The sequence below is a fragment of the Mycobacterium sp. NPDC004974 genome, from assembly GCF_053600815.1.
The window spans coordinates 106910-131722 of record NZ_JBSGAQ010000007.1; the positions used below are offsets into that span (position 1 = coordinate 106910).

The 24813-nt window shown below is 66.5% G+C and carries 28 protein-coding genes and 4 tRNA genes; 14 read left to right on the top strand and 18 right to left on the bottom strand.

Annotation, left to right across the window (positions count from 1 at the left end):
• On the bottom strand, window positions 1-441 hold the full coding sequence (locus ACWEFV_RS17665; RefSeq protein ID WP_135452628.1) for an SRPBCC family protein: 441 nt from the start codon (window positions 439-441) through the stop codon (window positions 1-3).
• A gap of 33 nt (window positions 442-474) precedes the next feature.
• Here ACWEFV_RS17665 and ACWEFV_RS17670 point away from each other — a divergent pair, with 33 nt between their 5' ends.
• The gene (locus ACWEFV_RS17670; RefSeq protein ID WP_135452627.1) at window positions 475-822 is read left to right on the top strand and encodes a UBP-type zinc finger domain-containing protein; all 348 of its coding nucleotides are present in this window, start codon (window positions 475-477) and stop codon (window positions 820-822) included.
• Here ACWEFV_RS17670 and ACWEFV_RS17675 read toward each other — a convergent pair.
• Together ACWEFV_RS17675 and ACWEFV_RS17680 are read right to left on the bottom strand one after the other, a co-directional pair.
• The gene (locus ACWEFV_RS17675) at window positions 819-2375 is read right to left on the bottom strand and encodes a phytoene desaturase family protein (RefSeq protein ID WP_135452626.1); all 1557 of its coding nucleotides are present in this window, start codon (window positions 2373-2375) and stop codon (window positions 819-821) included. The genes ACWEFV_RS17670 and ACWEFV_RS17675 overlap by 4 nt on opposite strands.
• A 49-nt stretch (window positions 2376-2424) precedes the next feature.
• A complete protein-coding gene (locus ACWEFV_RS17680; RefSeq protein WP_450071106.1) occupies window positions 2425-3030 on the bottom strand; it encodes a TetR/AcrR family transcriptional regulator in 606 nt (201 codons plus the stop codon).
• A gap of 88 nt (window positions 3031-3118) precedes the next feature.
• Here ACWEFV_RS17680 and ACWEFV_RS17685 point away from each other — a divergent pair, with 88 nt between their 5' ends.
• Window positions 3119-3595, top strand: a complete 477-nt coding sequence (locus tag ACWEFV_RS17685) for a DUF2834 domain-containing protein (RefSeq protein ID WP_135452624.1) — start codon at window positions 3119-3121, stop codon at window positions 3593-3595.
• Here ACWEFV_RS17685 and ACWEFV_RS17690 read toward each other — a convergent pair.
• Genes ACWEFV_RS17690 through ACWEFV_RS17700 form a run of 3 tightly spaced genes read right to left on the bottom strand, consistent with a single transcriptional unit; the run spans window position 3588 to window position 5045 of the window.
• Entirely contained in the window at window positions 3588-4187 is a 600-nt protein-coding gene (locus tag ACWEFV_RS17690; RefSeq protein ID WP_135452623.1) for a TetR/AcrR family transcriptional regulator, read from the bottom strand. The two genes, ACWEFV_RS17685 and ACWEFV_RS17690, sit on opposite strands and share 8 nt — an antisense overlap.
• A 24-nt stretch (window positions 4188-4211) precedes the next feature.
• Window positions 4212-4454, bottom strand: coding sequence for a hypothetical protein (locus tag ACWEFV_RS17695; protein ID WP_135452622.1), 243 nt, complete (start codon window positions 4452-4454; stop codon window positions 4212-4214).
• 21 nt (window positions 4455-4475) lie between these two features.
• Entirely contained in the window at window positions 4476-5045 is a 570-nt protein-coding gene (locus ACWEFV_RS17700) for a YdcF family protein (RefSeq protein WP_135452621.1), read from the bottom strand.
• A gap of 288 nt (window positions 5046-5333) precedes the next feature.
• Between ACWEFV_RS17700 and ACWEFV_RS17705 the strand changes: the two genes are divergently transcribed.
• Genes ACWEFV_RS17705 through ACWEFV_RS17720 form a run of 4 tightly spaced genes read left to right on the top strand, consistent with a single transcriptional unit; the run spans window position 5334 to window position 8142 of the window.
• The gene (locus tag ACWEFV_RS17705) at window positions 5334-6242 is read left to right on the top strand and encodes a TIGR04222 domain-containing membrane protein (protein ID WP_450071107.1); all 909 of its coding nucleotides are present in this window, start codon (window positions 5334-5336) and stop codon (window positions 6240-6242) included.
• Window positions 6239-7105 (top strand): DUF692 domain-containing protein, encoded by an 867-nt coding sequence (locus ACWEFV_RS17710; RefSeq protein ID WP_135452619.1) that lies wholly within the window; start codon window positions 6239-6241, stop codon window positions 7103-7105. Before ACWEFV_RS17705 ends, ACWEFV_RS17710 begins: the two co-directional genes overlap by 4 nt.
• Complete coding sequence (locus tag ACWEFV_RS17715) at window positions 7102-7284, top strand: hypothetical protein (protein WP_450071108.1); 183 nt, start codon at window positions 7102-7104, stop codon at window positions 7282-7284. Before ACWEFV_RS17710 ends, ACWEFV_RS17715 begins: the two co-directional genes overlap by 4 nt.
• Before the next feature lie 39 nt (window positions 7285-7323).
• Window positions 7324-8142, top strand: coding sequence for a L,D-transpeptidase (locus ACWEFV_RS17720; RefSeq protein WP_135452617.1), 819 nt, complete (start codon window positions 7324-7326; stop codon window positions 8140-8142).
• Here ACWEFV_RS17720 and ACWEFV_RS17725 read toward each other — a convergent pair.
• From ACWEFV_RS17725 to ACWEFV_RS17740, 4 genes are all read right to left on the bottom strand, one after another.
• Window positions 8139-9701: a DUF4132 domain-containing protein gene (locus ACWEFV_RS17725; protein ID WP_450071109.1), complete on the bottom strand. Its 1563-nt coding sequence runs from the start codon at window positions 9699-9701 to the stop codon at window positions 8139-8141. The two genes, ACWEFV_RS17720 and ACWEFV_RS17725, sit on opposite strands and share 4 nt — an antisense overlap.
• Before the next feature lie 71 nt (window positions 9702-9772).
• A tRNA-Phe gene (locus tag ACWEFV_RS17730) sits at window positions 9773-9849 on the bottom strand.
• Between the two features lie 41 nt (window positions 9850-9890).
• A tRNA-Asp gene (locus ACWEFV_RS17735) sits at window positions 9891-9967 on the bottom strand.
• 35 nt (window positions 9968-10002) lie between these two features.
• Window positions 10003-10075 (bottom strand) — tRNA-Glu (locus ACWEFV_RS17740).
• A 133-nt stretch (window positions 10076-10208) separates the two neighbouring features.
• On the opposite strand from ACWEFV_RS17740, the gene ACWEFV_RS17745 reads away from it, so the two are divergent.
• Together ACWEFV_RS17745 and ACWEFV_RS17750 are read left to right on the top strand one after the other, a co-directional pair.
• Window positions 10209-10284: transfer RNA gene (locus tag ACWEFV_RS17745), tRNA-Lys, on the top strand.
• Window positions 10285-10410: 126 nt separating this feature from the next.
• The gene (locus ACWEFV_RS17750; RefSeq protein WP_135452556.1) at window positions 10411-10767 is read left to right on the top strand and encodes a DUF732 domain-containing protein; all 357 of its coding nucleotides are present in this window, start codon (window positions 10411-10413) and stop codon (window positions 10765-10767) included.
• A gap of 30 nt (window positions 10768-10797) precedes the next feature.
• Here ACWEFV_RS17750 and ACWEFV_RS17755 read toward each other — a convergent pair whose 3' ends face one another.
• Window positions 10798-11808, bottom strand: coding sequence for an oxygenase MpaB family protein (locus ACWEFV_RS17755; RefSeq protein WP_450071110.1), 1011 nt, complete (start codon window positions 11806-11808; stop codon window positions 10798-10800).
• Window positions 11809-11889: 81 nt separating this feature from the next.
• On the opposite strand from ACWEFV_RS17755, the gene ACWEFV_RS17760 reads away from it, so the two are divergent.
• Window positions 11890-12474 (top strand): TetR/AcrR family transcriptional regulator, encoded by a 585-nt coding sequence (locus ACWEFV_RS17760; protein ID WP_450071111.1) that lies wholly within the window; start codon window positions 11890-11892, stop codon window positions 12472-12474.
• Between the two features lie 15 nt (window positions 12475-12489).
• Here the strand turns inward: ACWEFV_RS17760 and ACWEFV_RS17765 are convergent, their stop codons facing one another.
• Together ACWEFV_RS17765 and ACWEFV_RS17770 are read right to left on the bottom strand one after the other, a co-directional pair.
• Window positions 12490-12930, bottom strand: a complete 441-nt coding sequence (locus tag ACWEFV_RS17765; RefSeq protein WP_135452552.1) for a hypothetical protein — start codon at window positions 12928-12930, stop codon at window positions 12490-12492.
• A gap of 179 nt (window positions 12931-13109) precedes the next feature.
• Complete coding sequence (locus ACWEFV_RS17770; protein ID WP_450071112.1) at window positions 13110-13562, bottom strand: hypothetical protein; 453 nt, start codon at window positions 13560-13562, stop codon at window positions 13110-13112.
• 193 nt (window positions 13563-13755) lie between these two features.
• Between ACWEFV_RS17770 and ACWEFV_RS17775 the strand changes: the two genes are divergently transcribed.
• The 4 genes from ACWEFV_RS17775 to phoU all read left to right on the top strand — a co-directional run bounded on the left by ACWEFV_RS17775 (window position 13756) and on the right by phoU (window position 19245).
• Window positions 13756-14760, top strand: a complete 1005-nt coding sequence (locus ACWEFV_RS17775) for an acyl-ACP desaturase (RefSeq protein WP_135452548.1) — start codon at window positions 13756-13758, stop codon at window positions 14758-14760.
• Complete coding sequence (gene dusB / locus ACWEFV_RS17780) at window positions 14757-15941, top strand: tRNA dihydrouridine synthase DusB (RefSeq protein WP_135452546.1); 1185 nt, start codon at window positions 14757-14759, stop codon at window positions 15939-15941. Before ACWEFV_RS17775 ends, dusB begins: the two co-directional genes overlap by 4 nt.
• Window positions 15942-16178: 237 nt before the next feature.
• A complete protein-coding gene (locus ACWEFV_RS17785) occupies window positions 16179-18491 on the top strand; it encodes an LCP family glycopolymer transferase (protein WP_450071113.1) in 2313 nt (770 codons plus the stop codon).
• An 85-nt stretch (window positions 18492-18576) separates the two neighbouring features.
• Window positions 18577-19245, top strand: a complete 669-nt coding sequence (gene phoU, locus ACWEFV_RS17790) for a phosphate signaling complex protein PhoU (RefSeq protein ID WP_135452542.1) — start codon at window positions 18577-18579, stop codon at window positions 19243-19245.
• 1 nt (window position 19246) lies between these two features.
• Here the strand turns inward: phoU and ACWEFV_RS17795 are convergent, their stop codons facing one another.
• Entirely contained in the window at window positions 19247-19765 is a 519-nt protein-coding gene (locus tag ACWEFV_RS17795; RefSeq protein WP_450071114.1) for a MarR family winged helix-turn-helix transcriptional regulator, read from the bottom strand.
• 81 nt (window positions 19766-19846) lie between these two features.
• Between ACWEFV_RS17795 and ACWEFV_RS17800 the strand changes: the two genes are divergently transcribed.
• Window positions 19847-20821 (top strand): quinone oxidoreductase family protein, encoded by a 975-nt coding sequence (locus ACWEFV_RS17800; protein WP_450071115.1) that lies wholly within the window; start codon window positions 19847-19849, stop codon window positions 20819-20821.
• A 15-nt stretch (window positions 20822-20836) separates the two neighbouring features.
• Here ACWEFV_RS17800 and pstB read toward each other — a convergent pair whose 3' ends face one another.
• The 4 genes from pstB to pstS are packed head-to-tail and all read right to left on the bottom strand — an operon-like array spanning window position 20837 to window position 24772.
• Window positions 20837-21613, bottom strand: a complete 777-nt coding sequence (gene pstB / locus ACWEFV_RS17805; protein ID WP_135452535.1) for a phosphate ABC transporter ATP-binding protein PstB — start codon at window positions 21611-21613, stop codon at window positions 20837-20839.
• Between the two features lie 9 nt (window positions 21614-21622).
• Complete coding sequence (gene pstA, locus ACWEFV_RS17810) at window positions 21623-22537, bottom strand: phosphate ABC transporter permease PstA (protein ID WP_450071116.1); 915 nt, start codon at window positions 22535-22537, stop codon at window positions 21623-21625.
• The gene (gene pstC / locus ACWEFV_RS17815) at window positions 22537-23589 is read right to left on the bottom strand and encodes a phosphate ABC transporter permease subunit PstC (RefSeq protein WP_450071117.1); all 1053 of its coding nucleotides are present in this window, start codon (window positions 23587-23589) and stop codon (window positions 22537-22539) included. The genes pstA and pstC overlap by 1 nt, the downstream gene beginning before the upstream one ends.
• 55 nt (window positions 23590-23644) lie before the next feature.
• Entirely contained in the window at window positions 23645-24772 is a 1128-nt protein-coding gene (gene pstS / locus ACWEFV_RS17820) for a phosphate ABC transporter substrate-binding protein PstS (RefSeq protein WP_135452528.1), read from the bottom strand.
• Window positions 24773-24813: the final 41 nt, after the last annotated feature.

The following is a 24813-nucleotide window of genomic DNA, read 5'->3' on the forward strand; positions in this document are numbered from 1 at the left end:
CTACCCCTTCTTGACCTTGAGCACCTGCTTGCGCAGACCTTCGGTGGCGGTCTCCACGCCACCCTTCATGGTCCGCTTCAGAATGAAGCCCGGCAGCGGCACCGACAGATCGATCGTGATGTCGAACCGGACCCTGGTCTTGTCGCCCTCGGGGGTCAGGGTGTAGCTGGCGTCCTGGGCCTTGAGCTGGCCGGCGCGCACCAGCGTCCAGCTGACCTTGTTCTCGCTCCAGGTGTATTCGATGACCTGCTCATCGGTCAGCCCGGCTGCCTTGACCGTCATCTTGACCTGCTTGGGCCGGCCGTCGTCGTAGGACTCGAGTACCTCGGCACGCTGGTATTGCGGCGACCAGGTCGGCGTCGCCTCGACATCGGCGACGACGTCGAGGATCTCCTGCGGGGTCGCCTCGATCACTACTTCACGGGAATCGCTGGTTGCCATGCGGTGAGATTACTCGGGGCTACGCTCGGGGATATGAGCAATGCCGTTGATCCCACTGCTCGGCCCAGCGGAACCGGATGTGCGGAGTGCACCGCCGCGCATGGCTGGTGGGTGCATCTTCGGCGGTGTGCGGCGTGCGGGCATATCGGTTGCTGTGACGACTCGCTGGCCCGTCATGCGTCGGCGCACTGGCGTGAGACGGGGCATCCGGTCATCCGCTCGTTCGAGCCGGGCGAGAGCTGGTTCTGGAACTTCGAGACCAACGACTACGCCGACGGGCCCGAACTCGCCCCGCCGCATCATCATCCGAAAGATCAGCCGGTGCCGGGCCCGAAAGGGCGCGTGCCCAGAGACTGGGCCGAACAGCTGCGTAACCGCTAATCGCCCAGCACGGCCTTGGCGGCGTTGTAGCCGGGGATGAAGGTGATTCCCGGTCCGCCGTGGCACCCGGCACTGGCCAAATAGAGACCGTCAACGGGAAGCGGTTGGCCGACATATCCTTTGGGGCCAGGCCGGTTGGGACCCATCTGCTCGGGATGGATCAGCCCGTGGCAGTAGTCGCCGCCCGGTGCGCCGAACATGGTGCCCATGTGCCGCGGGGTGAACGTGGTGTGCCGGATGATCCGGCGCTCGAAATCCGGTGCCAATCTGGTGATCTTCTCGATCACGCGTCGGCCCATCTCGGCCTTCAGCTCGCCGTACCCGGACGTGGACTCCTCGACCGGGAACCACAGCGCGAACGCCGAAGCCGCGTGTTTGCCCGCCGGGGCCAGCGTCGGATCGTGGGCCGACGGAATCTGGAAGGCGATCGCGGGATCGGCGGGCACGATCCCGCGGCGGGCATCCTGCCACTGCTGCTGCAGTTCTTCCGGAGTGCTGAAAAGGCCGATGGCAGCCTGCATCTCAGGGTCGTTGAGCATCTCGTACGGGGCATCGAAGGTAGGGGCTCCGTCGAGAGCGAAATGCATCTGCAGGTAGCTACCGCGATGGTCGATGCGGGTGAACCGCTCGCGCACCTCGGCGGGCAGTGCCTCGGCGTCGATCAACTTGGTGACCGTCGTGTCCGGGGCGATCGCCGACACCACAACGGGCGCGGTGATCGCCGTACCGTCAGCCAGTCGCACTCCGGTGATCCGGCCGCCATCGACCGATATCCGATCCACGCTGCTGCGCAACCGCAACTCACCACCGGCGGCGGTCAGCAGTGCATGCAGATGGTCGGTCAAGGCACCGATACCGCCCACCAGTTTCTTCATCAGCATGGCGTTCTCGTCGGGCACCGCGAGTCCGTAGGCGAGGGCGGCCGCGCTGCCCGGCGTCTCGGGCCCGCGGTAGGTCGTGTTGACCGCCAGGAAGGCCAGCATGCCGCGCAACGCGCCGTGCTTGTCCCGGTCCGGCAGATACCGGTCCAAGACACCGCTTACCGATCCGAACAGCAGGTCATCGATCGCGGAACGTTCGGATTCCGTTGTCGCACAGGCATACATCTCATCGAGCGTGCGGGGCGGACGCCCCGCGTCGAATCGGCCCAGCGCCCGGGTGGGCGCCAGGCTCCACGCCATCAGGCCGGCCATCCCGGCCACCGCGTCGGCGCCGTGGACCTCACCGAGATGGGCGAGCATCTTCATCGGATCGGCGTAATAGACCACCGGCGGGTCACCGATTCCGCGCAGAGACACCGACATGACCTCCAGGTCCACTGTCGGCAAGGTATCCAGCCCGAGTTCGGTGCTGACCACCGCCGAGGTGGGGAACTGCAGGGACCCGGCGATCTCGAACCGGTAGCCGTCGAACAACTCGACGGTCGAAGCCATACCGCCGGCGTATCTCTTGGCCTCCAGGCACAGGGTGCGCATTCCCGCCCGCGCCAAGAGGGCCGCAGCGGCCAGCCCGTTGTGCCCGGCCCCGATCACGATCGCGTCGTAGTCCGCCATCGACTGAGGCTGACACCGAGCTGGATGTTTTGTCAATAATGACAAAACATCACGCCAGCCCGGTGCGCAGCCCTTCCAGCGCGGTCCGGCACATCCGCGCCAGTTCGGGGAGCGTTCGCTCCCCCGCCTCATCGCCGACCATCCACAGCTCCATCGCGCCGAACACCGCGGCGGCGACGCATCGAGCCGTCACCACGATCCGCAGCCGGTCATCCCCCTGCGGCATTCGGCCCTGGCGCGACACCAGCAGCTCGGCCACCGCATCAGCGAAGTCGGATTCCACCTGACGGATGTGCCGCACGATCCGGTCGGGGTCGAGTTCGACCGCACGCATGCCGGCGATCTTCGTCACCGCATCGACGTCATACGGGAAGGCCAGGACCGCGGACTGCACCGAGTCGAGGATCGATTCGGTGGCCGGCCGCTCGGCCAGCGCGGCTCGGAACCAGTGCAGGCCAGCGTCGTAATCGGCGAACAGCAGGTCGTGTTTGGAGGTGAAGTGCCGGTAGAACGTGCGCAGCGACACCCCGGCGTCGGCAGCGATCTGTTCTGCCGAGGTGTCCTCGACCCCCTGGGCCAGGAACCGCACCAACGCGGCCTGGCGCAGCGCCTCGCGGGTGCGTTCACTGCGCGCGGTCTGCGCGGGTCTGGCCATGGCAGTGAAATTACCGCACGGCCGATCGATCCCCGGACACACAAATGTCAATATTGACAAAACTTGGGATCGAGAGTGTGCTCACGCCATGGTGTCGATCATCGTTCATGCAGTTCTGGGCGTGGCCGTCGTCGCGCTCGTCATCCGCCTCAATCCGCATGTCTTCTCGCGCCCGCCCGGGCCGGCGCTGTCCCGCGTCGAGCTGGCGTACTACGTCGTCGGCCTCGCCTCGATCCCGATCTGCTGGTACTTCAACATGAAGTTCGTCGCGCAGTACGCCCAACCGGACGGCAACCCGATCTGGGGCCCGGGAAGTTGGCAAGAGTTCATCGCGCTCGGGTACACCAACCCCGCGGCCGGCTCGGCCAGCGCCGACTACACGATCGCCAATGTCATACTGCTGCCGCTGTTTACGATCATCGACGGGCTGCGCCGCGGCATCCGCCACCCCTGGCTGTTCTTCGTGGCGAGCCTGTTCACCAGCTTCGCGTTCGCGTTCGCCTTCTACTTCGCCACGATCGAACGGCAGCGCCGACACCAACAGGCGGCGGTCCCCGTCAGCTGAGCGGCGTCAGCATCGCAGTGCACGCCAGCACCGCGTCCTCGGTGATCTCCCCCACCTGGTCCCCGCTCTCCACGGTGATCGCGGTGAGTTCACGCAACCCGCCGATCATCATGATGATCCGACGCCGCGAGATCGACACCCCGGCCGCGCGGAACGCTTCGTTGTTCGTCATGGCCTGCACCATGGCGATGAAATGCTCCATCGACTCGCGTTGCAGCGCCCGCGCCGCGGTACCCAGCGTCGGCAGATCGCGAATCCAGGCCAGCATCAGCTCCGGATTGGCCTCGTAGGAGGCGATCCACGCCTCGACCGCCTGACGGACCTGGTCCTGCCAGGACGCGCTCCGGTCGACTCCTCCCGCGACCTCACGCACATGCTGGGTATTGACGCTGGTCAGCAGCGCGACAAAGCACTCTTCACGGCTGGCGAAATGTTCGTAGAAGGTACGGCGCGAAGTCTTCGCCCGGCGCACGATGTCAGCGACGGTGGTGTTCTGATAGCCGTCCTCGACGATCGATTCGTTCATGGCGGCGAGCAGGCGCGACCGGAACGCGCTCTTGTCGGCGTCAACCGACGTCGTGGGACTGTTCATCTCGGGCTGTCATGGTAGTGCCGATCAGCGACGCACGGTGGGGGTGTGGCCAACACTGGACCGTGCACCCGGACTGGCGGCCGGTGGACGGTTCTGCCGGAAACTCAGACAGACACCCAGGTTGCCGCCCACGCACGGAACCCCGTTGACTGTGGGCACCGGCCCACCGGAACGATTCCCGGTCGGATCCAGGGCTGCCGGTTCCGCAGCGGCAGACGGCGCCAGCAACACGGCCAGCGCACAGACCCCGATGACGATCCTGCCCATTCCCGCAGCGTAACCCGGTGGTCAACCGATCGGCGTCAATGGACTCAGCACATCACGCACGAACTGGGCGATGTTCACCGACGGATTGCCGTCGGGGAAGCTCACCGTGGCCAGCACATTGCCGCCGGCGTCGGCGAAGTTCTGATCGGCGCGGCCCTGATGCGTCGACGACGTCACCACGATGATGCCGGTGGCGCCGGCCTTCTTCGCCAGTGGAACCGAGAACTGCGCGTTCTGCACGGTGCTGTTCGCCCGGTCCTCGACGATGATGCGGCGGGCCGGAAGACCAAGCATGACAAGCAGATTGCGCATCTGCGCGGCCTCGGTTTGACCGTTCTGCGGATTGCCGCCGGTGACGATGACCGGAGACTGCGGAAACGCCTGCGCGATCGCGAGGCCGGTGAGGACGCGGTGGTACAGGATGGCGCGCATGGAGCCATCGGGTTTCAGCCCGTACCCGAGGATGACGATGGCGGGTTTGGTGAAATCCTTGCCGGCCACGGGCGGGACGGCCTGCGCGGTCACCGGACTAGCGGTCAGGGTCAGTGCGCATGCCAGCGCGACGACGAGAACCCTCAGGCAGTTGCGCATTTCACTCCCGACAGCCGCGACGCTTGTGAATGCCGTTGCCCATGGGGTTGATGTTACCGATCGGACGGATGTGGCATCCGCGCCTGCCGACCTGCTCACCCGGTGACAGCACGGATTTTCCTCATCCTCAGACAACAGCCACCAAGTCCTCAACGGCCCCTGTCCCCCGCCGTGCACGCTGGCTGGTTCAGCGGCGCCGCACGACCGGGGTTTCGCCTGAAAGTTGTGACCGGTAAGGGGCATTGACGCGAGCAAGGTGATCCAAACCGAACACCAGGAGGTGATGTGATGTCGATCGAGAACCTGCTTGATCGGTACGCCGAGGCGATAACCCCAGTGGGGTACGGATATCTGGCCGCATTGGCAACCGCGATCGTCTGCGCGGTGGTCTGGCGGATCGCCATGACTCCGCGGCGGCCTGCGGTGACGGAACCGATCAGCGCGTCCGAGCTGGCATTCCTGCGATCGGACATCGCCCCGGTGGTGACATCACTCGCAAGCCTGCGCGCCACCGGACGGATCACCGCGGACGGACGGGTGGACCGCGCCGTGCCCAGCCCGGAGACCGACCGGTTCACCGGGCAGGTACTGGAACGGGTCGCCGCCGATCCGGAGCACACCGTGCCGGGTCTGTATGCCGCATCGCGGGACGAACTCGCTGCGCTCGAAGAGCAACTGAGCCGGCGCGGCCTGGTGCGGACCGGGGCCGAACGGGCCCGCATGCGCTGGGGCACAGCGCCGTCGATCGTGGTGATGACGCTCGGTATCGGCTACGGCGTGTACCTGGCGACCCAGTTGTCCGACCACCCGATCCACGCGGTCACGTTCACCGCGGTTGTGCTCGCCACGGTCCTGTACGCAGCACTCGTGCTCCCACACCTGCTCGGCGTCGACCGCCTGACCCGCGCGGGCCGTCGGTTACTGGCCGCCCAACAGAAGGAACTGGCTTATCTGGAACCGGCGAAGCAGCCCGCCTTCGACACCTACGGTCCGGCGGCGGTGGCGATGTCGGTGGCACTGTTCGGTACCGGCGCGCTGTGGGCGCTGGACGCCGACTACTCGACCTCCGTGCAGCTGGCCGGCAGCTCCTCCAGCGGAGCCGACGGCGGCGGCTGCGGTGCGTCCTGCGGGGGCGACGGCGGCGGCGGTTGCAGTGGGTGCGGTGGTTGTGGCGGGTGCGGAGGTTGCGGCGGATGAGCACCGCGACCCGCACCGTGCCCGCCCTGGGCGACGTGGGTATCGGCTGGCGGCGTGAGATCGCCGGGGTGATCACCGATCTGCGGCCCGGGTTCTGCGAGGTGATCGCCGAATCGATCCCGGTCCGCCGCCGTCGAGCCCGGCCCGAACCGGCCCTGGCGGATCTGGTCGCCCGCGGTGTTCCGGTGGTACCCCACGGCGTCGCACTCTCGCTGGGCGGCGCAGAACCCGTGCAGCCCAGGCGGGTCCGGCGGCTGGCCGCCTGCGCAGAAGCGCTCGACGCTCCGGTGGTCAGCGAGCACATCGCCTTCGTCCGGGCCGGCGGGATCGAGGCCGGGCATCTCCTTCCGGTGCCACGCACCCGGGAGGCGCTCGACGTGCTGACGGCGAATATCGACCGCACCCGGCGCGAACTGCCGGTGCCGCTCGCGGTGGAGAACATCGCCTCGTTTGTGGAATGGCCGGAGTCCGATCTCACCGAATCGGAGTTCCTCACCGAGTTGGTGGAATGCACCGGGGTGCTACTGGTCCTCGATGTGGCGAACGTCTACGCCAACGCCCGCAACCGTGGACGTGATCCACTGCGGGAGATCGCGCGCCTGCCGGTGGAGCGGGTGGCCTACAGCCACGTCGCGGGCGGTCGGGAGGGCGAGGACTTCTACCACGACACCCACACCGATCGGACTCCGACGGAGGTGCTGGACCTGGTCACAGCGCTGCGGGAACGGGTCGATACCCCGTTCATGCTGGAGCGCGACGGCCGGTTCCCACCCGCCGCAGAGCTTTTCGATGAGCTGGACGCGATCGCCACGGCGGCCGGAGCTCCATCGATCACCGCCGGGGCGAGGGAGGCGTGGGCATGAGAGACACCTTGGCTCAGCGGCAGGAAGCCCTGGTCCGGGCGCTGGTGACCGGCGGCCCCGTGCCACCCGGCTTCGATCCGACGGCAGTGGCCGCGGCCGGCGAGGTGTGTCGACACAAACGCGACGCGCACTCAGGTGCCACCCCTCGTCCGCGCCGGTGGTGGTCGGTGTGCCTCTGAAACACCGGACAGGCCTGACCAGCGTGACACGATGGTGAGATGAGTGACTGGACGAGGGGAAGACTTTTCGGCGCTTTGAAGGCGGCCGGAGCGGCTTCGATGGTGGGCTGTGCGTTCATGTTGGGTGCCGGTGCTGCGCAGGCAGATCCGGGGCCGTTCGAGCCACCGAGGCTCGTCCCCGTCGACGGCTCGACCGTCGGTGTGGCCCAGCCGATCATCATCAACTTCCCCGGCCCCGTCGACGACGCCGGTGCCACCGAAAACGCCATCCATGTCTCGTCGGTCCCGGAAGTTCCCGGCAAGTTCTACTGGATGACCCCCACGCAGCTGCGTTGGCGTCCGCTGAGCTTCTGGCCCGCCCACACCGCGGTCACCGTCGATGCCGCCGGCACGGTGTCCAACTTCAAGACCGGGGACGCGCTGGTGGCCACGGCCAACGACTCCACACACCAACTGACCGTCACCCGCAACGGGGCCGTGGAGAAAACCATCCCGATGTCGATGGGTATGGCAGCCGGCGGCCACCAGACTCCGAACGGCACCTACTACGTTCAAGAAAAAATGCCGTCGGTGGTGATGGATTCGTCGACCTACGGTGTCCCGGTCAACTCGACGTACGGCTACAAGGTGACGGTCGAGTTGGCCGTCCGGTTCGACGACAGCGGCGACTTCGTGCACAGCGCTCCGTGGTCGGTGGACGATCAGGGCAAGCGCGACGTCAGTCACGGCTGCATCAACATCAGCCCGGCCAACGCGAGGTGGTTCTTCGACAACTTCGGCGCCGGCGATCCCATCATCGTTCAGAACTCCACCGGCACCTACTCCCGGCACGATGGCTCCAACGATTGGCAGATCTAATCGAGAAGCGCCGCGACGGTTCCGACGATCGTTGTCAGCAGTCGATCTGAGGCCGGTTGCCACACGCCGTGGCGCTTCTTCGGTGTGACGTCGACGGGGTCACCGTCCCGCGTGACACGGCCCGTGGTCAGGCTGATCCTGAATCCGTTGACCTCCAGGTGCCTTTGGCCGATCCGGACCGGCTCGGCTGACGTGAACTCGGCCAGGATGTGCTCCAGGATCACCCGCCGCGTCGCGAGGACTCCCGCGGGTGACTGGGTGGACGAGCCGCCGGATTCGGATCCGCCCTCGATCGCGACAGTGGAGGCACTGAGAATCAGATCGGCCGAGCGAATGATCTCGGACACGGCAGGCACGTCGTCGCATCCCTCGGTGGCAATCGTCACGGAGCCGTCTGCGGCCATTCCCAGTGCTCCGACGCGTAGGCCTGCTGCACTGCATGTCTCCAAGCCCGCGCCCGGGTACACCGAGCCGTCGAACCACATCTCCGCGCCCACCGTCCCCACCCGTCGGGTGATCGTTTCGTGGCCTGCGCTGGTCCAGCCCTCCGCTCGATACAGACCGGTCAGCTGTCGCGCATTCAGAACCGCCTGATCGGCGATCAACCGGTCGGCGTCGGCATTTGTGTAGTGCTCCCGAAACACCTGCGCGAACGGCTGCACCAGTTGCAGGTTCCGGACGCGATCGCGCCACGCGCTCCGTTCGTCGGGAGTCGCCGCGGCGGGGTGCCAAAGTCGAATCCTCGCGGTGGCCGGGACGACGAACGGCCGGCCCGCCACGTCGGTGAATTCGCCTGGCCCGCCGAGGAATGCCGGCCCGTCGACGACCTGCCAGACGAGGCTCTTGCTGATCGGAGCGACCGGGGCGGCGAATGCAGCGTCGAACCACGTCGGATACGACCACGACGCGGAGACGAGCCACCCTGCCTCCAGTGCCTTGGTCCACGTGGTCAATTGGGCCTTTGAGGGGGCGGTTTCGAACGGTAGCCGCAAGGCGACGTCCGGGCGCCCGGCCAGCGCTCGACGGGCCTCCTTCATGTACCTGGTGAACTTCTTCTTGATCCCGGCGTGCCGTACGTCGCGCGTGGTGTCGGCGAGGCCCGCCACACTCTCAGGGGTCGGCGCGGCCATGATGGCGCGGGCAAGCGCGAAAGCCGCCGCCTGTGACGGCGCTGATTTGGCTGCCGCTTGGGGCGCGATGGCGGCCCTGCCGAGAATTCGGGGAATCGGCTCCGCCCAGTCGGCGTCCAGAGTGAGCGCGACAAGCGCAGCGCGCTCGATCACCCGCGCGTCGGCCGGGCTGAACGCCTTGTCGGCGACGAACGGCTCGGTCCCTTCGTGGATCGCAGCCAGCCGCGAATCCGCGAGCGCAAGGACCTTGCGGGCGAAACCGAGGTACTCGCCGTCCCGGCTCAGCTGCTCGATCAGTGCGCGCAGGACATCGTGATCGTCTCCGACGAGCACCCAACTATCGCGCAGCATCCCCAATGCGTTGGCCGCAGGCAATCCGAGACGAACTTCGGCATGGGCTTCCAGTTCCTCGAGGAACCCGTCGGTCATGCTGGAGAGGGTACGTGCGCACCGCAGCTGACCGGAAACAAAAAAGACCACCTGTCACCAGGTGGCTTTTGTGGTGGCCAGGGCCGGGATCGAACCGGCGACCTTCCGCTTTTCAGGCGGACGCTCGTACCAACTGAGCTACCTGGCCGGAAGGCACCGGCTCTTGCAAACCGAACTGCCTCGCCGTGATGGCGACCCTGACGGGACTCGAACCCGCGACCTCCGCCGTGACAGGGCGGCGCGCTAACCAACTGCGCCACAGGGCCTTGCTTTCCTGCGTGCTCCGCGTTTCCGCGATGCGTACCCCCAACGGGATTCGAACCCGTGCTACCGCCGTGAAAGGGCGGCGTCCTAGGCCACTAGACGATGGGGGCCTAATCCGAATCTCTCCGGGGTGTTCACAACGTGTCCGTTGGGAGCTTCGATAGCTTAGGGTACGGATGCCCAAATCTTCAAACCCGGTGGTCGCAACACCAATTTCATCCATCTTGTACCCTGTCTTCTCGCGCCCCTATAGCTCAGTTGGTAGAGCTACGGACTTTTAATCCGCAGGTCGTAGGTTCGAGCCCTACTGGGGGCACCACACACCCGCCGCGAGGCGGGTCCGGTGCGGTTCACAGGTGACGCGTGGCTCAACCCACAAGCACCACGGGCCACTCCCGTTTATCGTTGTAGCCGGGGATCGGCAGTTGGAATGAAGGAGTCACCGATGTTGTCCCGGCGCCCGCGCACTCGAGTCATGGCCACCGCGATCGGTGCTGCCGCGCTGGCCGCAAGCGCCGCATTCGGGGTGGCACCGGCCCACGCAGACGCTCAGGATGACCAGTTCTTCACCATCGTCAAAGACCTGAACATCCCCACCACCTCGGCCGAGGAAGCCGGCCAGGTCGGTCGCGGAGTCTGCGACGCGCTCACCAAGGGCAAGATCGAACCCGCACGGACGGTGCGGGGAGTCATCAGCCAGCTGATGAATCAGGCCGGTATCGACAAACACCAGGCCGCGAATCTGGTGCGGGGTGCGGTCAAGGTCTACTGCCCGCAGAACGCCCCGTTCGTCGGGCGCTGAGGCCCACGAACGAGGCTCTGACGCAAGGCGCTACACCTTGGGGCAGTAGTGCATCCCGTTGTCGCGGTGCCCGATCGGCGGCAGGTTGCGGGCCGGGGTGTGCACCAGCGGAGCGTCGGCCGGGATGCGGCCGGTGACGCGGTCCCACGCGCTGCGGGCCCGTGGATGCATGCGCTGCCGGGCGGGCACCAGTTTGAAAACCTTGCCGATCACCTTGCCCAGCAGTCGATGTATCTTCTCGTCGCGCTCAGACCAGGTGTATCCCATCAGCTCTCGCACTGCCGGGTGGTACAGGCCGATGGTGAACCACACGAACAACGGGTGCACCACATGCTTACGCTGCAGCGCCCACATCCAATCCGGCATCTTCGACGCGAACGGCGGCTTCGGCAGCTCACTCAGATCCAACACATCGCGGGCCGCCTGGTTGTTCTCTAATACGTTGCGGCACATGTGTTCCCAGTAAACCTGGAAGTCCTCCCAGGTTTCCGGCACGGGACGCATGGTCATCCCGTACATCGAGTACCACTGCTTGTGCTCCTCGAACAGCTGCCGCTTGTCAGCCTCGGAGATCCCGCCCGCGAGCCGGTCCGCGACGATGATCGTGCCGACGAAGAACGTCGAATGCGCCCAGTAGAAGACCTCGGGATTCAACGCGTGGTAGCGGCGCCCCTGAGCGTCGATCCCCTTGATGTTCACGTGGTAGTCGCGCACCTCGGCACCGGTCTGCGGCGCACGGTCTCCGTCGAACACCACGCCACCGATGGGATACAGCGAGCGCAACAGGCGGGGCCAACGTTCCTGGAAGAAGATCGAGTGCTCCGTCACCGCCGCGCCGAGCTGCGGGTGCATGTTCTGCATCGACCCGGCCCACGGCCCCTGGAGCATGCCCCGCCAGTCGCCGAAGTACTTCCACGTGAGCGAATCCGGCCCGAGCGGGATCGGCGGCGCCTCATAGCCACCCGGGGCGGCCGGACAACCCGCCGCCACGGCAGCGGATCCGCTGGTCACGGGGCATGTCTCAGAAGTATCTTGTGTCACAGGTGCGCTTTCTGCCGGCAAGACGATGTCCTGTTGTCAAATGTGACTACAGACGTTGTCATCAAGAGCTTAGGAGTAGATGTGCCATCCGGTCAACGACGCGGCCGATGGTCGGGTGTTCCGCTTCAGGAGCGCGCGGCGCGTCGACGCGACGAACTGATCGCCGCAGGCGTCACCTTGCTGGGCAAAGCCGACGGCCCGGCCCTGACGGTCCGTGCGGTGTGCCGCGCGGCCGAACTCACCGAACGGTACTTCTACGAGAGCTTCAGCGACCGCGACACGTTCGTCCGGGCCGTCTACGACGACGTCTGCGCTCGGGCGATGTCAGCCCTGACCACCGCCGTCACTCCCCGCGAGGCGGTGGAACGATTCGTCGCACTCATGGTCGACGACCCCACCCGGGGCCGGGTGCTGCTGCTCGCCCCGGAATCCGAACCGGTATTGACCCGCTCGGGCGCGGAGTGGATGCCCGACTTCATCGGACTGCTGCAACGCAAACTCACCCGCATCGCCGACCCGGTGCGTCAGGCCATGGTCGCGACCAGCCTGATCGGGGCCCTGACCGCGTTGTTCACCGCATATCTCGACGAGAGACTCCCGGCCAGCCGCGAACAGTTCATCGACTACTGCGTCGACATGCTGCTCGGGCGGGTCGGCAGTTTCTGACGGAACTCCCCAGAACTACTCGTCAGGGGTGCTGGCCTCGGCGATCGGCTCCTGCTGGGCCGCGGCCGCCTCATCTTCGGCGGCCTTGGCCTCACGGCCCGCCGGGCTGGCGACCGACGCGCCCGGATGGGTCTCGGTGGCATGGTCGCCGTCGCAGTTGAGCGCCACCTGCGTCACGTCTTCTTTGTATTCGAAGTAGGTGTCGGACGTCTGCGGCACCAGCGGCCGGACAGTCCAGGCATTGGTGACGATGCACTCGTCGCGCGGCAACCGGCTACCCACGGTGACAGCGACGTGCGCCGTACCTCCGCCGCCCTCGATGGCGGTGACAGCGTCGCTGTATTTCTGCCCCACGACATCCGGCGCCGCCTGGGCCGCCCCCGCACCCACCACCGCGAACGCAAAACCCGCCGCGGATACACCGATGACACTTCCGAACCCGATCGCGATCTTCATCTAGGCCGACCTTCCCCGTCCGGTGATCTCTCCCGGAGAGGTGGGGTGCCAGGGTTCTCGCCCATGCTTTCAGCTGCCCCTCGTTCCGCGGCAGGGTGCCACAGAAGACTCTTTGGGAGCTGACGTGGATTTTAGTCGGCGGTGGGGCTCACTTCGAGTAATTAACCCCTACTTAACCGCTACTCGTCGGGCGTGCTGACCTCGGCGAGCTCGGCCTGCTCGGCGAGCTGGGCCTGCTGCTCGGCGTACTCCTGCTTCGCAGCCTCCAGATCATCAGCCGCCTTGGCCTCACGGCCGGCCGGGCTCGCGACCGAGGCGCCCGGGTGGTTGGCGCTGGCGTGGGCGCCGTCGCAGTTCAAAGCGACCATGACCTCGCCGGAGGCGTGATTGCCGTCCCGCACGAACGGGGCGTCCCAGGCGTTGGTGACAATGCACTCGTCCTGCGACAGCTTGCTGCCGACGGTGACCGCAACCTTCGCGCTGGAGCCGCTGTTCTCGATCGCGCTCGAAGCGTCCGAGTAGGTCTGGCCGACCACATCAGGTGCGGCAGCCGCGACACCTGCACCGAACAGCAGGGACACGGCCGCACCGGTGGCAACTGCAGCTCCGGCACCAACGACAAGCTTTTTCACGTGTGCCCAACCTCCGAGCGTGGGTATCCGACAGATGTTCGTGCGGATCCTACAGTCGACACGGGCGCGCCGCAGGGCTCGCGAAAGTACCCGCGGGGCAACTTGATGTCACCGGGTTACACAGATATATTGACTGCAACCAACAGGTACAGATAACTGAGCGTCCGCAGGACGCGAGGAGGGTTGAGGGCACATGACGCAGGAATACACCGACCTGCAGCTCCTGCACGAACTCGAGCCTGTCGTCGAAACCAGCATCAACCGCCACATGCGGATGCGTAAGGACTGGAATCCGCACGACTTCATTCCCTGGTCGGACGGCAAGAACTACTACGCTCTCGGCGGCCAGGATTGGGATCCCGAGCAGTCCAAGCTGTCCGAGGTCGCCAAGACCGCGATGGTGCAGAACCTGCTCACCGAGGACAACCTGCCCTCGTACCACCGCGAGATCGCGATGAACATGGGCATGGACGGCGCCTGGGGCAACTGGGTCAACCGCTGGACCGCCGAGGAGAACCGCCACGGCATCGCCCTGCGCGACTACCTCGTCGTGACCCGCGCCGTCGACCCCGTCGAGCTGGAAGAACTGCGCGTCGAGCAGGTCACCCGCGGCTTCTCCCCCGGCCAGAACCAGCAGGGCGACCTGTTCGCCGAGAGCCTGTTCGACTCGGTGATGTACGTGTCGTTCCAGGAGCTCGCGACCCGCGTCAGCCACCGCAACACCGGCAAGGCCTGCGACGACCCCATCGCCGATCAGCTGCTGCAGCGCATCTCCGCCGATGAGAACCTGCACATGATCTTCTACCGGGACGTCTCGGCGGCCGGTCTGGACATCTCCCCCAACCAGGGCATGGCGTCGCTGCACCGCGTGCTGGACAACTTCAAGATGCCCGGCTACACCGTGCCCGACTTCCGCCGTAAGGCCGTCATCATCGCCGTCGGCGGTGTCTATGACCCGCGCATCCACCTGGACGACGTGGTGATGCCGGTTCTGCGCAAGTGGCGCATCTTCGAGCGTGAGGACTTCACCGGCGAGGGCGCGCGACTGCGCGACGACATCGGCCGCATCATCGAGGAGCTCGAGGATGCCTGCGACAAGTTCGAGGTCGCCAAGGAGCGCCGCCTGGAGCGCGAGCGCAAGGTGGCCGAGAAGAAGGCCATGAAGAACCTGCTGGTTTCGTCCTCGTCGACTGCATGACTCTGACCGCACCGCCGCCCACAACGGCAGCACCGGCCCGATCCCAACTGCGGATCGGGCCGTTCGCGTTGCCCAGTCCCGTCGTCCTGGCTCCCATGGCCGGCGTGACGAACGTCGCGTTCCGCACGCTGTGCCGCGAGCTCGAGATCGCCCGCGCCGGCACCGTCAGCGGCCTCTACGTGTGCGAGATGGTCACCGCGCGGGCCCTGGTCGAGCGCCACCCCGTCACCCTGCACATGACGACCTTCGGCCCCGACGAATCGCCGCGGTCGCTGCAGCTCTACACCGTGGACCCGGAAACCACCTACCTGGCGGCCAAGATGATCGCCGACGAAGGCATGGCCGATCACATCGACATGAACTTCGGCTGTCCCGTGCCCAAGGTCACCAAGCGTGGCGGCGGGTCGGCACTGCCCTACAAACGGCGGCTGTTCGGCCAGATCGTGGCCGCCGCGGTGCGCGGCGTCGAGGGCACCGACATTCCCGTGACGGTGAAGTTCCGGATCGGCATCGACGACGAGCATCACACCCACCTGGACGCCGGGCGGATCGCCGCCGAGGAGGGGGCGGCGGCCGTGGCGCTGCATGCCCGCACCGCGGCGCAGCGCTACTCCGGAACCGCCGACTGGGACCAGATCGCGGCGCTCAAAGCGCATGTCACGAGCATTCCGGTGCTCGGCAACGGCGACATCTTCGAGGCGGACGACGCGCTCGCGATGATGGCTGCGACCGGCTGCGACGGCGTGGTGATCGGCCGAGGCTGTCTGGGCCGGCCATGGCTGTTCGCCGAACTCTCGGCAGCCTTCAACGACCGCCCCGCCGCCACCCCGCCGAACCTGGGCGAGGTCGCCGACATCGTGCGCCGCCACGGCGAACTGCTCAGCGAGCACTTCGGCGAGGACAAGGCCATGCGCGAAATCCGCAAGCACGTGGCCTGGTACATGCACGGATTCCCGGCCGGCGCCGACCTGCGGCGTGGGCTGGCCCTGGTCAAGACCCGTGCCGAACTCGACGCACTGCTCGACCAACTCGACGGCGACGCACCGTTCCCGCCGGCGGCCACCGGTCCCCGCGGGCGCCAGGGGTCGGCCGCCTCGGTGTCGCTGCCCGAGGGGTGGCTCGACGATCCCGACGACTGCGCGGTGCCGGTCGGGGCCGATGTGATGCATTCCGGAGGCTGACCTGCAGTCGCACCGAGATGACATCGAGACGGCACTGTCACCAGGTTGGGTCTAGCTCAGCCTCAGGATGCCTCAGTACGATGAAACCCCTGCCGCGGCTGGCTTCAAGTAGCCAGTCCGGCAGTGTGCTGCTAGAAGAGATGGGGAGAAAACCTCAGCAGCACCCAGATCACACCGCGGGAACGATGCGCACCGACGCGCACGCGCGAGCTCGAAGAGTCGGAGGCCGGTAAGGACATGAGTGACGCTGATAACGCCACTCCCGGCCGTCGACACCGCTCGCCGGAGGAGCCGTCGGACAACCAATGGATTACCCGATCCCGGCAGCCTTTGCCAGGCGCCGCGCCGTGGGAGCGCCAGGATGCGCCACTACCCGATGATTCACCCCTGGATGAGCCCACCGGCAGTCATGCCGACGGGGTAACTGTCGCCGATCTGATCGCCAAGGTCGCCGGGACCGGGTTCACACCGACGCGCCACCGGCTGGAGCCAGACGAGCCCGACGAGCCAGAGCTGGACCAGTCGGAGGTTGAGCCAGAGCCCGAATTCGACCTGGAACCAGAACCCGAACCCCAACCGCAGCACGCACTGGATCCGGCCCCGGAACCCGAGCCGGCGTACGCACCGGCCTATGTCCGCCCGCAGGTGCCCGACCCGACCGACGTGATTCCGGCGGTGCTGATCGAACCCGAGGCCGATGAACCCCAGGATTCCCACGACGCCGAGGATTTCCCGGCGCCGTACGAGGAACCATTCGAGGAACCGTTCGATGACTCGCTGGATCACCGCGAGATCGAGACCGACAACACCGACACCGATGTGCTGCCGGTCCTGCCGGTGTACGACTACGACGCACCCCAGGAGCGCCCGGCGTGGCGGGTCCGCCCGACACCGCCCGACGAGCACGACCCCGAGGACACCGACGAGATCGAGGGACTGCGGCCGCCGCTCGACCGCCGGGTCATGCTGGCCGGCCGCGCCGCCGCCGCGATGCTCGCGGTCCTGACCCTGGTGCTCACCGGCGGGGCCTGGCAGTGGCAGTCCTCGAAGAACAACAGCCTCAACAAGGTCGCGGCACTGGATCTCAATTCACGCGACATCCTCGACCCCAACGCCCAGTTCGGTGACGAGAACTTCCTGATCGTCGGCACCGACAGCCGCGCAGGCCAAAACAGTGGCATGGGCGCGGGCAACACTCAGGACGCCGATGGCGTGCGGTCCGACACCGTGATGCTGGTGAACATCCCGGCGAGCCGGAAACGCGTTGTCGCCGTGTCGTTCCCGCGCGACCTGTCGATCACCCCGATGAAATGCGAGCCCTGGAACCCCGAGACGGCGACATACGGTCCCCAGTACGACGAAGAATCAGGGACGAACGGCCCCGACGAGGTCTACACCGAAACCAAGCTGAACTCGGCATACGCGTTCGGTGGCCCGAAGTGCCTGGTGAAGGTGATCCAGAAGCTTTCCGGTTTGTCGATCAACCGATTCATGGCCGTCGACTTCGCTGGATTCTCCAAGATGGTCGATGCGCTCGGAGGCATCGAGGTGTGCAGCACCACGCCGTTGGAGGACGAGATTCTCGGCACGGTATTGGCGAACCCCGGCCGTCAGATGGTCGACGGCCACACCGCTCTGAACTACGTCCGGGCCCGGCACGTCACCACCGAGGTCACCAGCGACTACGGCCGGATCAAACGTCAGCAGCTGTTCCTGTCATCACTGCTGCGGTCCCTTATCTCCAAGGACACCTTCTTCTCGCTGCGCAAGCTGAACAGCGTGGTCAACATGTTCATCAGCGACAGCTACGTCGACAACATCAGGACCAAGGACCTGGTCGACCTCGGGCAGTCCGTCCAGGGCGTCAACGCCGGGCGCATCTCGTTCGTCACGGTGCCGACCGTCGGTTATGCCGACGAGTACGGCAACGAGGTCCCGCGCACCGACGACATGCGTTCCCTGTTCGACGCGATCATCAACGACGATCCGCTGCCCGGTGAGAAGAACCCGGACAACACCCCGGTGCCCGGCACCCCGGAATCGACGACGTCGTCCGTCCAGGCGGCCGCCCCGTCGGAGACCCTCCAGTCGACCGTTCCCGCGCCCGCACCGGCGACGACGGACAGCGGTGAGATGGTCAACGCCGTCACCACCGAACCGCAGCAGGTCACGGTGCAGGTGTCGAACTCGACCGGCCAGAGCGGCCTGGCCTCCACGGCGGCCACCGAGCTGCAGGAACACGGCTTCAACGTCAACACCCCTGACGACTATCCGAGCACGCTTCCGGCGACCACGGTGTTCTTCTCCCCCGGTAACGAGGAGGCTGCCGCGACGGTGGCCAGCTCGTTCACCAACCCGACCATCGAGCGGGTGTCGGGCATGGGCAGCGTGGTGCAGGTGGTGCTGGGCTCCGACTTCTACACGGTCAACGCGCCGACCCCGAGCGGGTCGGAGGTGCAGGTGCACGTGCTGAAGGGCACCAGCAGCGCCCCGACACACCTCCCCGAGGATCTGACCGTCACCAACGCCGCCGACACCACCTGCGAATAGTCTCCAGAGCCCGAGCGGACGGCATTCACCGTTCGTTCACCGTTGCATCGTGACTCCAGGCCTGCTGACCGCATAATCTTGCATCATGCGTACCCATTACAACGAGCAATTGCGTTCACTGACGGACCAACTCGGCGAGATGTGCGAGTTGGCGGGTACCGCAATGGAGCTAGCTACCCAGGCACTGTTGCAGGCCGATCTCGCACTTGCCGAGCAGGTCATCAGTGACCACGACAAGATGACCACGCTGAGCACCCAGGCTGAGGAGTCTGCGTTCGTGTTGCTCGCGTTGCAGGCGCCCGTGGCCGGCGACCTGCGCTCGGTGGTCGGCTCCATCCAGATCGTCGCCGACGTGGACCGGATGGGCGCGCTGGCGCTGCATGTGGCCAAGATCGCACGCCGTCGCCACCCCCAGCACGTGCTGCCGGAGGAAGTGAATGGGTACTTCGCCGAAATGGGCCGGGTTGCCGTCGAATTGGGACACGCCGCACGCGAGGTGTTGCTCACCCAGGACCCGGAGAAGGCCGCCCGGATCCAGGAAGAAGACGATGCGATGGACGATCTGCATCGCCACCTGTTCTCGGTGCTGATGGACCGGGAGTGGAAGCACGGGGTGACCGCTGCCGTCGACGTGACGTTGCTGAGCCGCTTCTACGAGCGCTTCGCCGACCATGCCGTCGAGGTGGCCCGGCGGGTCATCTTCCAGGTCACCGGCTCCTACCCGGACGGGGAATCGGTTACTCCGACGCAGTGACTCAGGGCCGGTCGGTGGGCGGCACCAGACGGACCCCGTCCTTGTGCGCCCCGGCCAGGTCTCCGAGCACCTTGACCAGCACCTGAAGGTCCGCAGCGCTGTAGCGCAGCAGGAAATCGCGGGTTCCGCGGTCCATCTCCTCGTGCAGCTGCCGGTGCACGTCGGCGACGAGTTCTCCGTCGGCGGTCAGGCCGAGCTCGATCTCCTTACGGTTGCCGGGTACCGGCGTGCGGGCCACGAGGCCGGCCTCGACCAGCCGCTGCACGTGCTTGGACACCGTGCCCTTGAGCCGGCCGGCGCGGGCCGCCAGCCCAACCACGCTGACCGGGCCCTCGGCGATCTCCGCCAGCAGGTGCATCGACGACGTCGGCAGGGTCCGCACCGCGTCCTGCAACCGCGGCGGGCATCTGTCGGCCATGAAATCACGCTCGGCGTCGCCGTCCCCGTCGTTCTCGAGCCGATCCCCGACCGTGGTCATGAGCCCGGCGATGGACTCGATCAGCTCGAGTTTGGTTTTCATGGAAACCATCTTGCCACTCTGGGCAAGCATAGGTAGATTGTTTCCACAGAAACCATATCTCGAGAAACCAAAGGAGCCGCGATGAAGGCCGCACTGGTCACCGAATGGGGCCGGCACCCCGACTACGCCGACGTGCCCGAGCCGGAACCGCGCGACGGCGCCGAGGTGGCGGTCGTCGAGGCATCGGCCCTGACCAACCTGACCCGGGCCCTGGTATCGGGAAAGCACTACGCCAGCAAGGAGATTCAACTGCCGGCCATTCCCGGCGTCGACGGTGTCGCGCGGCTGGCCGACGGCCGTCGCATCTACACCGGGGCGCTGGGATACTCCGGGATGATGGCGCAGCGCGCACTGGTTGACCCGGCCGGAGGTGTCGACGTCCCCGAGCACGTGGATTCGGTGACCGCCGCCGCCCTGCCCAACCCGGGCATCTCCGCCTGGACCGCACTGTCACACGCCGCGGCCGTCAAGCCCGGCGATCACGTCCTGGTGCTGGGCGCCACCGGTGTAACCGGTTCGATGGCAGTGCAATTGGCCGGCGGCATGTTCGGCGCCGAGTCCGTGGTGGCCGCCGGCCGCAACAACGAACGGCTGGCCTGGCTACGGTCGGCCGGCGCCCACGACACGATCCCCCTCGGCGAGGAGGATCTGGGCGCCCGGGTCGCCGAGATGCACGCGGAGCGCCCGTTCGATGCGGTACTCGACTACCTGTGGGGTGACCCGGCCGCGCAGGTGCTCACCGCCCTGGCGGCCAGCCACCCCGCCGCGCACTACCACCCGACCCGATTCGTGCAGATCGGGTCGATGACCGGGCCGACACTGTCGCTGGATGCGGGAGTACTGCGCGGCACCGGGATCACCCTGAGCGGGGTCGGCATCGGCAGCGTGCCGCCCGACGTGCTGGCCCGGGCCCACACCGAGGCATTACCCCGGCTGTTCACCATGGTCGCCGACGGTCAGATCGAATTACGCACCCAATCAAGGGCATTGGCCGATGTTGCCGAAGTGTGGACCGGCGGCGAACCCTCGGGAACCCGTGTCGTATTGACGCCGTGAGCGGCAGGCGGCAGATCAGCCGAAGCGGCCCGAGATGTAGTCCTCGGTCGCCTTCTGGGTGGGGTTGGAGAAGATCTTCTCGGTGTCATCGATCTCGATCAGCTTGCCGGGCTTGCCGGTGGCCTCGAGGTTGAAGAACGCCGTCTGATCACTCACCCGGGCAGCCTGCTGCATGTTGTGGGTGACGATGACGATCGTGAAATCCTGCTTGAGCGTGGAGATCAGATCTTCGATGGCCAGCGTCGAGATCGGGTCGAGCGCCGAGCAGGGCTCATCCATCAACAACACGTCGGGCTGCACCGCGATGGCGCGGGCGATGCACAACCGCTGCTGCTGACCGCCGGACAGACCGCCGCCGGGCTTGTCCAGCCGGTCCTTGACCTCGTTCCACAGGTTGGCACCGCGCAGCGAGCGCTCGGCCACCTCGTCGAGAGTCTTGCGGTTACGCACGCCCTGCAGCTTCAGCCCCGCCACCACATTGTCACGAATCGACATGGTGGGAAACGGATTCGGCCGCTGGAACACCATGCCGATGGTCTTGCGCACGCCCACCGGGTCAACCCCGGCGCCGTAGATGTCCTCACCGTCGAGCAGCACCGAGCCCTCGACGCGGGCGCCGGGGATCACCTCGTGCATGCGGTTCAGCGTGCGCAGCACGGTCGACTTGCCGCAGCCCGACGGGCCGATGAAGGCCATCACACTGCGCGGCTGCACCGACAGCGAAACCTCGGAAACGGCATGGAACGCGCCGTAGTAGATGTTGACGTCCTTGAGATCCAGCCGCTTGGCCATGGATAACTCCTACACCTTCTTGGGGGAAAAGAATCTGGCGACCGCACGCGCGCCGACATTGAGCAGGGCGACCAGCAGGATCAGCGTCAGCGCCGCACCCCAGAGCCGGTCGGTGGGCACCGGGTTGGCGCCTGCTCCCGCCGAGATCTGGTCGTACATCATGCCCGGCAGCGATCCCATGAACCCGCCGAACATGTCGAAGTTCATCGCCTGGGCGTAGCCGACCAGGATCAGCAGCGGCGCGGTCTCACCCATCACGCGGGCCAGCGCCAGCATGATGCCGGTGACGATGCCCGACAGCGCCGTCGGGATCACGATTCGCACGATGGTCTTCCATTTGGGCACGCCCAGTGCGTAACTCGCTTCACGCAGGTCCATCGGAACGATGCGCAGCATCTCCTCGGTGGCCCGCACGATCACCGGAATCATCAACAGCACCAACGCCAGTGACACCGCGAACCCGGACCGGCCGAACCCGAGCGTGGCCACCCACAACGCGTAGATGAACAGCGCGGCGACGATCGAGGGCACGCCGGTGAGGATGTCGACCATGAACGTGGTGATCTTGCCCAGCCGCGTACCACCGCCGTACTCGACCAGGTACACGCCCACCATCACGCCGATCGGAATGGAGATCAGCGAGCACACGAGGCCTTGCAGCAGGGTGCCGACGATCGCGTGGTAGGCGCCGCCGCCGGCGGTGAACGTCGTCATGCCGGCCTGAGAGTTGGTGAACCACGTGGGTGAGCTCAATGCGGCCCACCCCCGGACGATCACCGAGTACAGCACCCATACCAGCGGCACCAGGGCGACCAGCAACGAGGAGGTCACCAGCACCGTGGCGAAGTGGTTGGTCAGCTTGCGGCGCAGGCTCACGCCCTGGAACGCGGGCGCCTTGACCGGCCGCTCGAGCGTGGAGGTCATCAGCGTCCCTTTCCGGCGACCGCGGCACGGGCCAGCGAGTTCACCACGAAGGTGAGGATGAACAGCACCAGACCGGCGGCGATGTAAGCGCCTGCCTTGTACTGGTCGTTGAATTCGCTTGCGGTGGCGGCGATCTTGCTGGCGAAGGTGTAGCCGCCGTCGAACAGCGTCCAACTGAACGCGGTCTGGGTGCCGCGCAGGATGATCAGCAGTGCGATGGTCTCACCGAGCGCGCGGCCCAGACCGAGCATCGCGCCGCTGATGTAGCCGGACAGCCCGAAGGGCAGCACCGTCGTGCGTACCACTTCCCAGCGGGTGGCACCCAGCGCCAGCGCGGCCTCGATCTGGCCGCGCGGGGTCTGGGTGAACACCTCGCGGGTCACCGCGGTGATGATCGGCAGGATCATCACCGCCAACACGATGCCCGCGGTGAAGATGGTGCCGCCGCCGGCCACCGAGGCGTTGCCGGTCTTGAACAGGAACAGCCAGTTCAAGTTCGTATTGAGCCACACCGCAAAGGGTTTGATCGCCGGCGCCAGCACGTACAGGCCCCAGACGCCGTAGACGATCGACGGCACGGCGGCCAGCAGGTCCACCAGATAGGCCAGCGGACCGGCCAATCGCCGCGATGAGTACTGGGTGAGGTAGATCGCGATGCCCAACGCCACCGGCATCGCCAAGAAGAGCGCGAACACCGAGACGAACACGGTCACCTGCAGCAGCTCGAAGATGCCGAAGTGCATCGCCGAGGTGTCGGTGGTGATCCAGTTGCCGCCGTAGAGGAAGAAGTTCTCCTCGTTGCGGGTCAGCGCCGGAACCGCGCGCCAGAGCAGGAACACCCCGATCGCCGCGATGAGCGCGACGATCAGGATGCCCGAGCCTTCTGCTAGCCCACGGAAAATTCGGTCGCCGAGGCGAACCTTGGCTCCCTTGGACGGATCGGTGGAGATGGGTTCTGGTTCGGGATGGGGGGAGGCGAGCGTCTCCCCCGACCCCGAATCAGCTGGATTCGGCGATGTCACTGTTGTCCCGTCCGGGCCCCTGTTGGTCATTTTGGTCGGAAAACCCATCCTCGCCCAGATTCGTCCTCTAATGCCAGTCCGGCTACTACGCGATGGCCTCGACCGAGGTCAGCAGGCGCTGCTTGAACTCGTCGGGGAGCGCGATGTATCCGGCCTGAGACAAGCTGGCCTGGCCCTCATTGGCGGCCACGGTCAGGAAGGACTTGACGGCCGAAGCGGTGTCGGCGTCGTAGCCCTTGGAGCAAACAATCTCGTAGGTGGCCAGCACCAGCGGGTAGACGCCGGCCTCCTTCGAGGCGTACAGCGCGTTCAGGTCGAGCACGAGGTCCTTGCCGTCACCCTTGACCTTGGCGGCGCCGACGGCCTTGGTGGTCGACTCGTCGTCCAGCGCGACCGCACCGGCACCGCTGTCGATCTGGGCGTAGGGCAGGCCGGCTGCGGCGGCCGGGCTCTTCTCGACGTAGCCGATCGAGCCGGGGGTGGCCTGGACGGCCTGCACCACACCGGAGGACTTCTGCGCGCCCTCACCGGCGCCGCCCTGGAACTCCTTGCCCGCACCCTTGGTCCAGGTCTGCGGCGCCGCGGCGGCCAGGTACTTCTGGAAGTTGTCGGTGGTGCCCGAGGAATCCGACCGGTAGATCGGCTTGATGTCCAGGTCCGGCAGGGTGGCGCCGGCGTTGAGCGCGGCGATCGCCGGATCGTTCCACTTGGTGATCTGGCCCTGGAAGATCTTGGCCAGCACGTCCGGGCTCACCACGAGCTTGTCGACACCCTCGACGTTGTAGGCCAGCGCGACCGGGCCGAACACCAGCGGGAGGTTCCAGGCCTCGTTGCCGCCACAACGCGCGGCGGCCTTGGCGACCTGATCGTCCTTGAGCGGCGAGTCGGAGCCCGCGAAGTCGACCTGCTTGGCGATGAACTGGTCCACGCCCGCGCCCGAGCCGGTCGGGTTGTAGGACAGGTTCTTCCCGGAGCACACCTGGCCCCAGACCTTGTTGAACTCCGCAATGGCGTTCTGCTGCGCGGTCGAGCCCTCGGCCGTCACAGCGGTCTTGCCGCTGCACTCAGCCGACGCGGCCGAGTTGGTGCCCGCGGCCGAGGAGCCGGTGCTGCCGGAGTTGTTGTCGCTACCGCACGCGGTCAGCGTGAGTGCCGCAATCGCCGTCGCGGACAGCGCGACACCGAACGGCTTGCCAATGCTGATGAGCTTCACTTGTCCCACTTTCAGTTGACGGCTTCGAACTCTCCGGCAAC